The organism is Kribbella sp. CWNU-51 (genome assembly GCF_054073265.1).
The window spans coordinates 697211-710281 of record NZ_JBSXMZ010000007.1 but is presented as its reverse complement, the minus strand read 5'-3'; the positions used below and the strand labels follow the sequence as shown (position 1 = coordinate 710281).

Genomic DNA, 13071 nt, shown 5'->3' with positions numbered 1-13071 from the left:
GTGAGTCCACTGGGAGGAACCGATGACCACAACGAACCAGGTCGCCATCGAGGCAACCGGCTTGGTCAAGAAATATGGCAACACCACCGCCCTGGCCGGCGTCGACCTGAGTGTGCCGACCGGCACCGTCCTCGGCGTCCTCGGCCCCAACGGCGCCGGCAAGACCACGGTGGTCCGCATCCTCGGCACCTTGCTCCGGCCCGACGCCGGCCACGCCACGGTCGGCGGGTACGACGTCGTCCGGGACGCGGGCAAGGTGCGCGGGATCATCGGTCTGACCGGGCAGTACGCCTCGGTCGACGAGGACATGTCCGGCCGCCGGAACCTGATCATGATCGGCCGGCTGCTCGGGTACTCGCGGGAGCAGTCCCGGGCCCGCGCCGCCGAACTGCTCGAGCGGTTCGAGCTGACCGACGCCGGTGACCGGATCGCCAAGACGTACTCCGGCGGTATGCGCCGGCGCCTCGACCTGGCCGCCAGCCTGGTCGGCCACCCGAGCATCCTGTACCTGGACGAGCCCACCACGGGTCTCGACCCGCACGCCCGCAACGGCGTCTGGGAGACCATCCGCAACCTGGTGCTCGACGGAACCACGGTGCTCCTCACCACGCAGTACCTGGAGGAGGCCGACGCGCTGGCCGACTCGATCGTGGTGTTCGACAAGGGCTCGGTGGTCGCCTCCGGCCGGCCGGCCGAGCTGAAGGCCCAGGCGGGCAAGCAGTCGCTGGACGTCCGCCCGGCCGAGCCCGCGCACATCGAGCGGGTCGCCGCAATCGTCGCCGAGTCCGTCGGCACGCGGCCGACCGTCGACGTCGTGAACACGCTGGTCAGTGTGCCGGTGACGGACGGCAGTTCGATGCCGGTCGTCGTACGGCGCCTCGACGAGGCCGGGATCGCCGTCACCGAACTGTCCCTGCGGCTGCCGAGTCTGGACGAGGTCTTCCTCGCCCTGACCGGTCACGCCGCCGAAGCGCGTCCGCAGGACGCCGTCCTGGAAGGAGCGGGCCGATGACCGCTGCGACACTCGAGACCCCGGCCCACGCGGCCCGCCGTACCCGGCCGTTCGCCTGGGCGACGCAGAGCCTGACGCTGGCCTGGCGCAACATCGTCCGGATCCGGCAGAACCCCGAAGCCCTGGCGGACGTGACGTTCCAGCCGATCATCTTCCTGGTGCTGTTCCTGTTCGTCTTCGGCGGCGCGATCGCCCAGGGTGGGGACTGGCACGACTATCTGCCCTACCTGCTGCCGGGCCTGCTCGTGCAGACCGTGGTGTTCTCCACGATGGGCACCGGGGTGGCGCTGAACGACGACTTCGCCAAGGGCGTGTTCGACCGGTTCCGGTCGCTCCCGATCGCCCGGGTGGCGCCGCTGATCGGTGCGGTCCTCGGGGATGCGGTGCGGTACTCGCTGTCGATCGTGATCTTGATGACCACCGGGTTCGCGCTCGGGTTCCGGTTCCAGAACGGGCTCGGCAACGGGCTGCTGGCGCTCGTGATCGTGCTGCTGTTCGCGCTGTCGATGTGCTGGATCTGGGTGTGGCTCGGGCTGTCGCTGAAGACCGCGCAGGGCGTGCAGGGCGTCGCGTTCCTGGTGATGTTCCCGCTCACCTTCGGCAGCAACGTGTTCGTCCAGACCAGCACGCTGCCGGGCTTCCTGCAGGCGTTCGTGAAGGTGAACCCGGTGAAGTACCTGGTCGACACGATGCGGGCCCTGATGCTGGGCGGCGATGTGCAGAAGCCGCTGCTCATCACGCTCGCCTGGATGGTCGGCCTGGTCGCGGTCTTCGCCCCGCTGGCGATCCGCGCCTACCGCCGCCGTACCTGACCGATCCTGGGGGCGCCGGGGAACTTCCCCGGCGCCCTTTTTGTCTGTGCCGTCCGCGAGAGTGGGCGGCATGACGACGAAGTGGACGATCACGATCGACTGCGCCGACCCGGCGCTGGTGGCGCGGTTCTGGTGTACGGCGCTCGGCTATGTGGACGCGGATCCGCCGAAGGGCTGGGACAGCTGGGAAGCGTTCCTCACCGACCAGAACGTCCCCGCGAACGAGTGGAACGACGGCGCGAGCATCACCGATCCGGCCGGCGTACTCCCTGCCCTCTCCTTCCTCAAGGTCCCCGAGCCGCGTACGGCGAAGAACCGCCTCCACCTCGACCTCCAGGTCAGCGGCGGCCGCGCCGAACCCCAGCACCTCCGCGAACAACGCATCCGCGCCACCGCCGAGTCCCTCCTCACCGCCGGCGCCACCCTCGTCCGCGAGGTCCCCGTCGACAACACCACCACCCTCGACCACCTCTGGATGCACGACCCAGAAGGCAACGACTTCTGCGTCGTCTGACTCCTCAGGTGGTGGTGAGGTCGGCGAAGGCGAGGGGTTGGCGGGTGCAGAGGTAGGTTGCCCAGTGCAACTTTTCGGGGGTGCCGTCGGGGGTGCGGGTGATGCGGAGGAGTTCGCCGCGTTCACGGCCGGAGATGGTGCGGTAGACGTCCTCGGAGATGCGTTCGAAGACGGCCGGTGCCTGGTACTCGGCTGCTGCCGGGGACTTGGCCTGGAGGGTGCCGTTCTTGACCGAGAAGACGAACGGGCTGCCTTCGGAGAACCAGGTGCCGAGGACGCCGGCGAGCTCGGGCGGGACGGCGGTGCCGGGGACCCACGGCTCGGTCGGCAGCGGGTCGTCCTCGAGGACCTTGATGACCAGGTCCGTGGCCAGCGCGCTCGGTGCGGGGGACGAGGTGGCGCCGAACAGCGCGATCCCCGCCGTACCCGACTCGCGGTGCACGAACGTCGACGTGATGTGACCCGGCATCCCGCCGTCATGACCGACGAACAAGCGGTCGCCGCGGCGCAGGATCATGAACCCGAGCCCGAAGGCGAGCTGCCACCGGTCCACGTCGGCCATGATCTGCACCTGGCACATCTCGTCCAGCGTGTCCTTCGACAGCACCTCGTCGATCGGGTTGGCGACGAACATGGCCCACTTCGCCAGATCCGCAGCCGTCGACGCGAGCCCGCCACACGCGTCCATCGCGCCGAGGTTCAACAGCGGCTCCTGCACCGGTACGTCGGAGAACGGCGGCACGTAGTACCCGGTGGCGGCCGGTCCGCCGTCCATCCCGACCGTGGTCCGGCGCATCTCCAGCGGGTCGAGGATCCGGGCCTTGATCGCGTCGTACCAGGGCCGTCCGTCGAGCCGGGCGACGATCTCGCCGAGCAGCGAGAAGACGAGGTTCGAGTAGTGGAACCGGTGGTGCGGCTTGCCGACCCGCTCGGCCTCGTTCCAGCCCGAGACCAGCTCGGCGCGGTCCGGGAACTCCATCAGGTCCCAGACGTCGCCGACCGGCTCGCGCTGCATGCCGCTGGCATGGCTGAGCATCTGCCGGACGGTGATGCCCTCGTGCTTGCTCTCCGGGATCAGCTTCTCGACGGTGTCGTCGAGGCTGAGCTTGCCCTCGTCGCGCAGCGCCATCACCGCGACCGCGGTCAGCGTCTTGCTCTGCGACGCGATCAGGAACTGCGAGTCGGCTGTCGGTGGTACGCCCGGATTCTCCAGGTCGGCCGACCCGACGCCGGCCGACCAGGCCAGCGACCCCGCGCGGGCGACGGCGCCCACCACTCCGGGGACCCGGCCGTTGGCCTGACGGTCGGCAACGATGCGAGAAAGTGCGGTCTGCGTCTGCGCGGCGATATCTGTCACGAACCCTGACCTTAAGGGAACCAAATGACAAAAGGCAGGGGTGTTGGGACGGGTCATGTGCGACGCTGGTGGAGTGCGCATAGCGGTGCTTGGGCCTCTCGCGATGTGGGCGGCTGACGGGACTCCGCTGGACGTCCGCGGAGTCCGGCTGCGCGGCTTGCTCGCACGGCTCGCGTTGAGCGCCGGCCGCCCGGTGAGCGTCGAGACGCTGGTCGACGGTCTGTGGGGCAGCGAGGCCCCGAGCGCGAACGCACTGCAGTCGCTGGTGTCCCGTCTGCGCGCGAGCCTCCCGGTGACCGAGTCGAGCATCTCGGTCCAGTCCGGCCCAGCCGGCTACACGCTGACCATCGGTCCGGACTGTGTCGACGCCCTCCAGTTCGAGGACCTCGTACGGCGTGGTCGCGGGCTGCTCGCGTCCGACCCGGAGCAAGCGCACACACTGCTCACCCAGGCCGAGCGGCTCTGGCGTGGTGAGGCGCTCACCGACCTGCGCGACCTGCCGTTCGCCGCAATCGAGGCGGACCGCCTGGCCGAGCTCAGGCTCGCCGCGGCGGAGGATCTGGCCGAAGCTGCCGTCACCTGCGGCCACGCCCGCGAAGTGATCACCGAGCTCGAACACCTGGCCGCCGCCCACCCGCTCCGCGAGCGCCTCCACGAACTCCTGATCAGAGCCCTGTACGCCGATGGCCGGCAAGCCGAGGCGTTGGCGGCGTACGAACGTGTCCGGACCACTCTCGCCGACGAGCTCGGTGCAGATCCGGGCACTCGCCTCCGCGACCTGCATGTCGCCGTACTGCGCGGGGACTCGCTCGACCCGGTAGCCAAGGCGACCGCCGTACCCGTCGCAGCGCCGTCGGCGCCGCGCAGCAACCTCAGAGCACCGATGACCAGCTTCGTCGGGCGGCGCGACGACGTAGCCGAGCTGACGCGGCTGCTCAGCAACGGGACCCGTCTGGTCACCATGGTCGGCCCCGGTGGCGCTGGGAAGACCAGACTGGCGACAGAGACCGGCCGGACCCTGGTGGACCACAGTGGCGACGGCATCTGGTTCGTGGAACTCGCACCACTCGGTGACGCCGCCGATGTGGCGCCCGCGGTGCTGTCCACGCTGGGCGCGAGTGAGTACGTCGACCTGCCGCCGAGGACGTTCAGCAAGCCGTTCCCGACCAGCCGGGCCGCGACGCTGCGATTGGTCGAGGTGATCGGCGACCGCCGGATCCTGCTCGTCCTCGACAATTGCGAACACCTGGTGGCGGAGGTCGCCGGACTCGTCGACTCCCTGCTCGCGGCGTGTCCGCGGCTTCGGGTACTGACGACCAGCCGTGAGCCGCTCAGCATTCAAGGCGAGCACCTGCACCCGGTCGGTCCGCTCGGCTTGCCGCCGGAGCACAGCCTGGACGACGAGTACCCGGCGATGCAGCTGTTCGTCGACCGCGCCCGCGCGGTTCGGCCCGACTTCGAGCTCACCGACAGCAACCGCGAGGCGGTCGCCGAGATCTGCCGACGGCTGGACGGGATGCCGCTCGCGATCGAGTTGGCGGCGGCGCGGCTCCGGGCGCTCACTCCGCTCGCGATCGTCGATCGGCTGACCGACCGGTTCCGCTTGCTGACCAGCGGTTCGCGGACCGCGCTGCCCCGGCACCAGACCCTGCGAGCGGTGGTCGAATGGAGCTGGGACCTGCTCGATCGGGACGAGCAGGCGGTCGCCCGGCGGCTGTCGCTGTTCTCCGGCGGCGCCACTTTGGACGCGGCCGAGCAGGTCTGCAGCGACGACGACCTCCCGGCCGAGGCCATCCTCGGTGTGCTCGCGTCACTTGTCGACAAATCGCTCGTCGAGGCCGCGGCCGACGACCGGTCGGTGCGTTACCGGATGCTCGAGACAGTCCGCGCGTACGGCGCTGAGCAGTTGAAGAACTCGGGTGAGTACGACCCGTTCCGGCACGCGCATACGACGTACTTCAGCCGGATGCTGCGGCGGGCCCGGCCGAAGCTGTTCACCGGCGAACAGATCCACTGGATCGCCCGGCTGACCGCCGACAACGAGAACCTGCTCGACGCGCTCCGGACCGCGATCGACAGCGGCTCGGCGCGGAGCGCGGTCCAGATGGTCGCCGCGCTCGGTGAGTACTGGAACATGAGTGGCCGTCCGGCCGAGGCGGTCAACTGGATGCAGGCGGCTCTCGCCGTACCTGGTCCGAGTTCTCCGATCGACCGGGCGATGGCGGTGATGCTGCTCTCGCTCGGCACCTTGTCCAGTGGTGACGACCAGGCCGGGTCGTTCCCCCGGGTGATCCGCGGACTGGCCGAGGTCCGCTGGCTCAGCCGGCGACACACGCAGGTCGCGGAGTCCGGCGTCGGCCTGTTCACCAATGCGGTGTGGGCGGCGATCCGGCGGGACAAGGCCGGGTGTTTCCGGGCGCTCGAGGCGGCGCGCGAGCACGACGACCCGTGGACCCGGAACATGGGCGTGATGATGACGGCGATGTTCCGCGAGAACGACGGCGAGGTCGAGCAGATGGCGGCCGACCTGGCGATCGCGCTCGAGGGTTTCCGGGCGATCGGCGACCGGTTCGGTACGTCGCTGGCGCTGCGCGGGCAGGCCAGCTACCAAGGCAATCTCGGCGACCACGAGGGCGCACTCGCCTCACTGCACGAGGCGATCCGACTGGTCGAGGAGCTCGGCACCACCGAGGGCCTCGCGCAACTGCTCGGCTCCTGCGCGGCCAGCCGGATCGAGCTCGGTGACCTCGACGGCGCCCGCGCGGACCTGGAGCGCGCCATGCAGTTGTCCGAGGAGACGGGTTCCCGGGCCGGCCAGGCGCTCGGCTACCTGGGGATGTCGCGGATCGCCCGCCGGACCGGCCGGCTGGACGAGGCCAAGGACCTCGCGGAACGCGCGTACTCGATGCTCGACCTCGAGGCAGAGCGGATGGCGCCGCACGGTCAGGCGATGCTGCTGGCCAACCTGAGCCGGGTGCACGTCGCCAGGGACGAGCTCGAGACGGCCCAGCGCTACGACCGGCATGCGGTCGAACTCGCCCTCACCACCGAGGACATGCCGCTGGCCTCGATCATCATCGAGGCCTCCGCGGACGTGCAATTGCGGGCCGGAGAGACCGAGCAGGCCGCGCGCACGCTGGGGCTCGCGGCGGCGATGCGCGGCATGCGGACGGTCCCGGACGCCGACGTCCGGAGCACCTACGACCGGCTGCATGATGCCTTGGGCAACGAAGCGTTCGACGCCGCGTACGACGCCGGCGCGGCGCTGACCACGGACGAGGCCGTGGCGGAACTCCGCAAGCGCCTCAGCTCGTCGTGACGCCGGTTAGCTGGTGATCAGCTGGACCGCCAGCTCGCGCAACGAGTCCTGCACGTTCTGCTCGGGTGGTCGCGGATCGGCCAGCATCCAGTCGTAGACCACGGTGTTGACCGCACCGAAGAACGCCAGCCCGAGGAACCGGAAGTCCTTGCGCTTGATCTCTCCCCGCTCCACCGCCGTGTCGCCTAGGTCGCGCACGCTCCCGATCAGCAGTTCCCGAAACGCGATCCGCTGCTCCTCGACCGCGGGGCTCGTGCCGACCACCTCGACGAACGAGATCCGGGCCCGGCGCAGGTCGGTCATGATCGTCCGCAGGTAGCCGTCGACGGCGGCGGTGATCCGCTCCCGGACCGGCCGGTCGGCGGTCCGGCGCAACGCGTCGCCGGTGGTCCGGACGGCCAGCTCGATCACCTGCGCGTGCACCGCGAGCAGCACGGCCTCCTTGTTCTGGAACTCGTGGTAGAAGTGCCGGGTGGACACTTTCGCCTGTGTGCACAGGCGTTCCACGGAGGTGGCCGGATAGCCCTCGGTCCCGAACAACTCCAGTGCCGCGGCCAGCAACCGTTCCCGGCGCGCGGCCTTCCACTCCTCGACGGATCGCCCGGAATAACGGCGTACGGAGGGTTCCCTCATCACACCTCTTGTCGCTACCCCGTGCCAGATGCCGGACATCCTATCCACCCTTCGGCGCGGGTGTAACCGGGTTAGCCGATCAGGGGGTTCAGGGTCCGGGTGAGGGTGGTGCTGTTGACCGAGGTGAAGAAGTCCGCGTCGACGGCCTCGACCGCGGCGACCGCCCTCCCGGCCGGCGAGCGGCCGGCGGCGGTCGGGTGCACGGTCTTGGCGCGGGCGTCGGTGGATGACGCCTGGTGTGCGAGGAGTCCCTTGTTTTCCAGGGTTTTGAGCACCGGATAGTCTTCGCAGAGACTAGCTCCGCGAAGACTATTCGGGCAGCGCTCAGTTCATCCGCTCGTAGCCGGTCGCGCCGTCCAGGAGCTCCCGGATGATGTCGAGGTGGCCGAGATGACGGGCGGTCTCCTCGATCATGTGACACAGGATGTAGCGCGTCGACGCCGCGCCGGACTCGCGGAAGGAGACCCGCTCCACGTCGTCGAGCGAGACGCCGGCGAGGATCTCGTTGGATCGCGCGCACTCGGCGTCGTACTCGTCGAGCAGTTGGGCAAGCGGTACGTCGTCGACGAACATCTCCGCGTCGACGTGGCCGCCCTCGGTCCACGGGGTCTCGCCGTGGTCCGGCGTACCCAGGAGGTTCTGGGTGAACCAGGAGTACTCGACCCAGCGCATATGGGAGACCAGACCTGCCACCGTCATCAGCGGTGAGGTCGGCAGCACCTTCCGGTGCGCGTCCGCTTCGCTCAGGCCCTCGCACTTCGTCCGGACGAGCGACCGGAGGTGGTCGAGCCAGCCGGTCAACTGGGTCCGCTCGTCGGCGGTCAGTGGCGGCCTCATGCTTCGCTCATCGTCGTGTAGCCGGTCTTGCCGTCGACGAGCTCTCTGATGATGTCCATGTGCCCCAGGTGGCGCGCGGTCTCCTCGAGCATGTGGCAGAGGATGTAGCGGAGTGAGGCGGCCTCGCCCTTGGCGGCGTACGGGCCCTGTTCCACGGCGTCGAGCGGGAGCGCGGCGATGGTCTCGTTGGATCGCTTGCACTCGGCGTCGTACTCGTCGAGCAACTGGGCGAGCGGGATGTCGTCGACGAACATCTCGGCGTCGTCGTGACCGCCCTCGGTCCACGGGGTCTGTCCGGTGTTCGGGACGCCCATGAGGTTGAGCTGGAACCACGAGTACTCGTTCCAGCGCAGGTGCGCCACGAGTCCCGCCATCGTCATCAACGGCGAGGTCTCCAGAACCTTGCGGTGGGCATCTTCTTCACTGAGCCCTTCGCACTTCATCCGGACGAACGAACGCTGCAGGTCGAGCCATCCGATCAGCTGGACCCGCTCGTCGGCGGTCAGCGGCGGACGTTGTACTTCGGTCATTCGAAAGCTCCTGTACTGATGAGGAGCCACCCGGTCTCAGCCGCGGGTACGGCGGACGGGCAGCACGACACTGTGACTCGACATCGCGCTCACCTCCTCTCCGCCGCCGGGGGTGTCGAGCCCACCGGCACGAGAAACGTACACCCACCTTGAGCACCCACCAACCACTTTCGCCCCGCGAATCGGTTGGTGGGTGCCCAAAGTGGATCCAGGGGGATGGCATGCTCGGGGGGAAGGCGCCCGCACCGCGCGAAGAGGTGAGACGTGGACCCACGGTTCGACCTGCCGCTCTACACGCGTGCCGAGGTGGCGCTCCAGCTCGGGCTACCTCCGACCACGCTCGGCGACTGGTTGCGGTCGGGCGCGCTGGAGGCCCGCAACGGTGGACGTGGCGAGCCGACGATCACCTTCGCCGGGCTGGTCGAGACCCACATGCTCCGGCAGCTGCGGCACGCCGGCCTCTCCCTGCAGGCGATCGGCGAAGCGGCAGTCGCGTTGCGATCACGCGCCGGGCGGCGCTATCCACTGGCCTGGTCCGGTCTGGCCCACGACGGGCGCGACCTGCTGATCGAGATCGCCGCCGAGGGCCGCGAGCAGGGCTGGGAACGCATCCGCGACAGCCAAGGCGGCCTCCCCGGCGTCCTGCTACGTGGCTCAGCCGCGGTCGGCTGGTCCGACGACGGATACGCCGGGACCCTCCGGCTTGTCATCTACCACGACATCGACGTGATCGTGGACCCCGAACGAGCCCACGGCCAACCCCTCGTCGAACGCTCCGACGTCCCCGTCGAAGACGTCGTCGACCACGTCCGCACGGGTTCGTCGTACCGCGAGATAGCCACCAAGTTCGCCCTCGAGGACTACGAGGTCGAGGCCTTGGTCCGCCCCCACATCCGCCCACCCGCCCACCGCAAAGCCCGCCACGCCCCAGCCCGGGCGCAACCTCTCCTCTAGCGGGTTCCGTGCAGGTGAACAGGTAGTACGGGGTGACTACCTAGTGCACCTCTGCCTGTGATTGAGATGCGTACGGCGTTCGGGCAGTGCACTACCTGTCGATCTGGCACGGCTAGGTCTTGCGGTTGTCCTTGATGCGTTTGGCCTTGCCGAGGGAGCGTTCCAGGGCGTGGGGGTCGACGACCTCGACGGACACCGTAACGCCGACGCGCTCCTTCACACGCTGCGCCAGGTGGGCGGCGGCCGCTGAACGGCCGGTGAGGCCGGGGGCGGCTTCGACCTGGACGGTGAGCTCGTCGAGGCGGCCTGGGCGGGTCAAGACGCACAGATAGTGCGGGGTCAGGCCGTCGACCAGGAGGATTTGTTCTTCGATCTGGGTGGGGAAGACGTTGACGCCGCGGACGATCATCATGTCGTCGGTGCGGCCGGTGATCTTCTCCATCCGGCGCATGCCAGGGCGGGCGGTGCCTGGGAGGAGACGGGTCAGGTCGCGGGTGCGGTAGCGGATGACCGGGAAGGCTTCCTTGGTCAGCGTGGTGAAGACGAGCTCGCCCTCGGAGCCTTCGGGCAGGACCTCGCCGGTGACCGGGTCGATGATCTCCGGGTAGAAGTGGTCCTCCCAGATGTGCAGCCCGTCCTTGGTTTCCACGCATTCCTGCGCGACGCCCGGACCCATCACCTCGGACAGACCGTAGATGTCGACGGCATGGATGCCGGTCCGCTGCTCCACCTCGGTGCGCATCTGCTCGGTCCACGGCTCGGCGCCGAAGATGCCGATCCGCAACGACGTGTCCCGTGGGTCGAGTCCGCGCGCCTCCATCTCGTCCACGATGGCCAGGAAGTACGACGGGGTGACCATGATGATCCGCGCCCCGAAGTCCCGGATCAGGTCGACCTGCCGCTCGGTCATCCCGCCAGACACGGGTACGACGGTGCACCCGAGCCGCTCGGCTCCGTAATGCGCGCCGAGTCCGCCGGTGAACAGACCGTAGCCATAGGCAACATGACACACATCGCCCGCACGCCCGCCGGCCGCCCGGATCGACCGGGCCATCAGGTCGGCCCAGTTGTCCAGATCCCGCTTGGTGTACCCGACCACGGTCGGCCGTCCCGTCGTACCCGACGACGCATGCACGCGCGCCACCTCGGACTGCGGTACGGCGAACATCCCGAACGGATAGTTGTCCCGCAGATCGTTCTTCGCGGTGAACGGCAACCGGCTCAGATCCGAAAAGCCACGAAAGTCGTCGGGCGCGAATCCCACGCTGTCCAACGCGGCCCGGTAGTGCGGCACCCGCGAGTACGCCGTCCTGATCGTTGACTGCAGCAACGACAGCTGACGGGACCGGAGCTCGTCGACGGACAGCCGTTCGCCGGCGTCACGAAGTTCCTCGGGCAACGCCTCACCGAGCATTGGAACTCTCCTAGGGACGGGCGAGCAGGGTCGCGATGCCCTGGCCTACGCCGATGCACATGGTGGCCAGCGCATACCCGGCGTCGCGGTGGCGAAGCTCCAGGGCGGCGGTGAGAGCGAGGCGGGCGCCGGACATCCCCAGTGGGTGGCCGAGGGCGATGGCGCCGCCGTTCGGGTTGACGTGGTCGGCGTCGTCGGGCAGCCCGAGCTCGCGCAGTACGGCGAGGGACTGCGAGGCGAACGCCTCGTTCAGCTCGATCACGCCGATATCGGACAGTGCGACACCGGTGCGGTCGAGGAGTTTACGGGTGGCGGGTGCCGGGCCGATGCCCATGATCCGCGGCGGCACACCGGCAGCCGCCGTACCGACGATCCGGGCCAGCGGTGTCATACCGTGCCGCTCGACCGCGTCGCCGCTCATCACGAGCAGCGCGGCCGCGCCGTCGTTCACCCCGGACGCGTTGCCGGCAGTGACTGTCCCAGGAGAGCGGAACGGAGTCTTCAACGCCGCCAGAGCCTCCAAGGACGTCTCGCGCGGGTGCTCGTCGGTGTCGACGACGGTGATCGCGCCGCGCTTGCCCGGCACGTCGACCGCCACGATCTCTTCGGACAGTCGCCCGTTCGCCTGCGCTTTGGCCGCTCGCTGCTGACTCCGCAGCGCGAAGAGATCTTGGTCCTCGCGGGAGACTCCATAATCCGCAGCGACGTTCTCAGCAGTCTCCGGCATCGAGTCGATCCCGTACTGCGCCTTGAGCGCCGGATTCACGAACCGCCAGCCGATCGTGGTGTCGAAGACCTCGGCCTGCCGCGAGAACGCGGTCGTTGCCTTCGGCATCACAAAAGGTGCCCTCGACATCGACTCGACTCCGCCGGCGATGACGATGTCGTTGTCCCCGGCAATGATCGACCGGGCCGCCGAGGCGACCGCGTCCAGACCCGATCCACACAGCCGGTTGATCGTCGTACCGGGCACCGAGACCGGCAGCCCTGACAGCAGCACCGCCATCCGGGCCACGTTCCGGTTGTCCTCGCCGGCCTGGTTCGCGCAGCCGAGGATCACGTCGTCGATGAGGTCGGGGTCGACGGCCTGCCGGTTCAGCAACGACGAGACGACGTGCGCCGCCAGGTCGTCGGGGCGCACCGCGGACAGCGCACCGCCGTACCGGCCGATCGGCGTACGGACGCCGTCCACCAGAAACGCCTCACGGCTCATGATTCCTCCGGGGGGATGATCGTGCCGGACAACTGGCGGCTGCGGCCGCGGAACTCGGCGATCACGTCGTCGCCGCGGCGGACCGTCACGTCGTAGATCGCGTTCCGGCCGAACGACGTCCGCTCCTGAGCCTCGGCGACCAGCAGGTCCCCGCGCAGGGCCGGGGCGACGAAGACGATGTCGCAGGCCTGCGCGACGGTGACCTGGTTGCGCGAGTTGCAGGCGAAGGCGAACGCCGAGTCGGCGAGACTGAACACGAACCCACCATGCGCGATTCCGTGGCCGTTGACCATGTCCTCGCGAACCGGCATCTCGACCCGCGCCGTACCCTCACCGACATCCACCAGCCGCATGCCCAGGCCGGCGCTGGCGGTGTCCTCCGCCCACATCGCCGCGGCCACGCGGGCCGCCAGTTCGTCACCCACAGAATTGCCCCATCGAGGAGAAGGCTTGTGACACTCTACCGCCGCTTGCGC

At 69.2% G+C, this 13071-nt stretch carries 13 protein-coding genes; 5 read left to right on the top strand and 8 right to left on the bottom strand.

Translation table 11 applies throughout. The features are described 5' to 3' along the window. Positions 1-22 precede the first annotated feature (22 nt). The 3 genes from ACXC9Q_RS11820 (at position 23) to ACXC9Q_RS11810 (ending at position 2338) form a co-directional block, all read left to right on the top strand. Positions 23-1012 (top strand): ATP-binding cassette domain-containing protein, encoded by a 990-nt coding sequence (locus tag ACXC9Q_RS11820; RefSeq protein WP_457056517.1) that lies wholly within the window; start codon positions 23-25, stop codon positions 1010-1012. Further along, a complete protein-coding gene (locus ACXC9Q_RS11815) occupies positions 1009-1824 on the top strand; it encodes an ABC transporter permease (RefSeq protein WP_457056516.1) in 816 nt (271 codons plus the stop codon). The genes ACXC9Q_RS11820 and ACXC9Q_RS11815 overlap by 4 nt, the downstream gene beginning before the upstream one ends. Positions 1825-1894: 70 nt before the next feature. Next, a complete protein-coding gene (locus ACXC9Q_RS11810; RefSeq protein WP_457056515.1) occupies positions 1895-2338 on the top strand; it encodes a VOC family protein in 444 nt (147 codons plus the stop codon). 4 nt (positions 2339-2342) lie between these two features. Here ACXC9Q_RS11810 and ACXC9Q_RS11805 read toward each other — a convergent pair whose 3' ends face one another. Next, complete coding sequence (locus ACXC9Q_RS11805; RefSeq protein ID WP_457056514.1) at positions 2343-3695, bottom strand: serine hydrolase domain-containing protein; 1353 nt, start codon at positions 3693-3695, stop codon at positions 2343-2345. An 85-nt stretch (positions 3696-3780) separates the two neighbouring features. Here ACXC9Q_RS11805 and ACXC9Q_RS11800 point away from each other — a divergent pair, with 85 nt between their 5' ends. Next, positions 3781-7014: a BTAD domain-containing putative transcriptional regulator gene (locus ACXC9Q_RS11800; RefSeq protein WP_457056513.1), complete on the top strand. Its 3234-nt coding sequence runs from the start codon at positions 3781-3783 to the stop codon at positions 7012-7014. A gap of 6 nt (positions 7015-7020) precedes the next feature. Here ACXC9Q_RS11800 and ACXC9Q_RS11795 read toward each other — a convergent pair whose 3' ends face one another. From ACXC9Q_RS11795 to ACXC9Q_RS11780, 4 genes are all read right to left on the bottom strand, one after another. Further along, on the bottom strand, positions 7021-7647 hold the full coding sequence (locus ACXC9Q_RS11795; protein ID WP_457056512.1) for a TetR/AcrR family transcriptional regulator: 627 nt from the start codon (positions 7645-7647) through the stop codon (positions 7021-7023). Positions 7648-7718: 71 nt separating this feature from the next. Continuing rightward, entirely contained in the window at positions 7719-7922 is a 204-nt protein-coding gene (locus tag ACXC9Q_RS11790; protein ID WP_457056511.1) for a hypothetical protein, read from the bottom strand. Positions 7923-7971: 49 nt separating this feature from the next. After that, positions 7972-8484, bottom strand: a complete 513-nt coding sequence (locus ACXC9Q_RS11785; RefSeq protein WP_457056510.1) for a DinB family protein — start codon at positions 8482-8484, stop codon at positions 7972-7974. Further along, positions 8481-9014, bottom strand: a complete 534-nt coding sequence (locus tag ACXC9Q_RS11780) for a DinB family protein (RefSeq protein WP_457056509.1) — start codon at positions 9012-9014, stop codon at positions 8481-8483. The genes ACXC9Q_RS11785 and ACXC9Q_RS11780 overlap by 4 nt, the downstream gene beginning before the upstream one ends. 264 nt (positions 9015-9278) lie before the next feature. Between ACXC9Q_RS11780 and ACXC9Q_RS11775 the strand changes: the two genes are divergently transcribed. Continuing rightward, on the top strand, positions 9279-9968 hold the full coding sequence (locus ACXC9Q_RS11775) for a DUF433 domain-containing protein (protein ID WP_457056508.1): 690 nt from the start codon (positions 9279-9281) through the stop codon (positions 9966-9968). 112 nt (positions 9969-10080) lie between these two features. On the opposite strand, the gene paaK is transcribed toward ACXC9Q_RS11775, so the two are convergent. From paaK to paaI, 3 genes are read right to left on the bottom strand one after another with little or no spacing between them, the layout of a single operon-like run. After that, complete coding sequence (gene paaK / locus ACXC9Q_RS11770; RefSeq protein ID WP_457056507.1) at positions 10081-11382, bottom strand: phenylacetate--CoA ligase PaaK; 1302 nt, start codon at positions 11380-11382, stop codon at positions 10081-10083. Positions 11383-11392: 10 nt separating this feature from the next. After that, positions 11393-12595, bottom strand: a complete 1203-nt coding sequence (gene pcaF, locus ACXC9Q_RS11765) for a 3-oxoadipyl-CoA thiolase (protein ID WP_457056506.1) — start codon at positions 12593-12595, stop codon at positions 11393-11395. After that, positions 12592-13020, bottom strand: a complete 429-nt coding sequence (paaI, locus tag ACXC9Q_RS11760; RefSeq protein WP_457056505.1) for a hydroxyphenylacetyl-CoA thioesterase PaaI — start codon at positions 13018-13020, stop codon at positions 12592-12594. Before paaI ends, pcaF begins: the two co-directional genes overlap by 4 nt. Positions 13021-13071 lie beyond the last annotated feature (51 nt).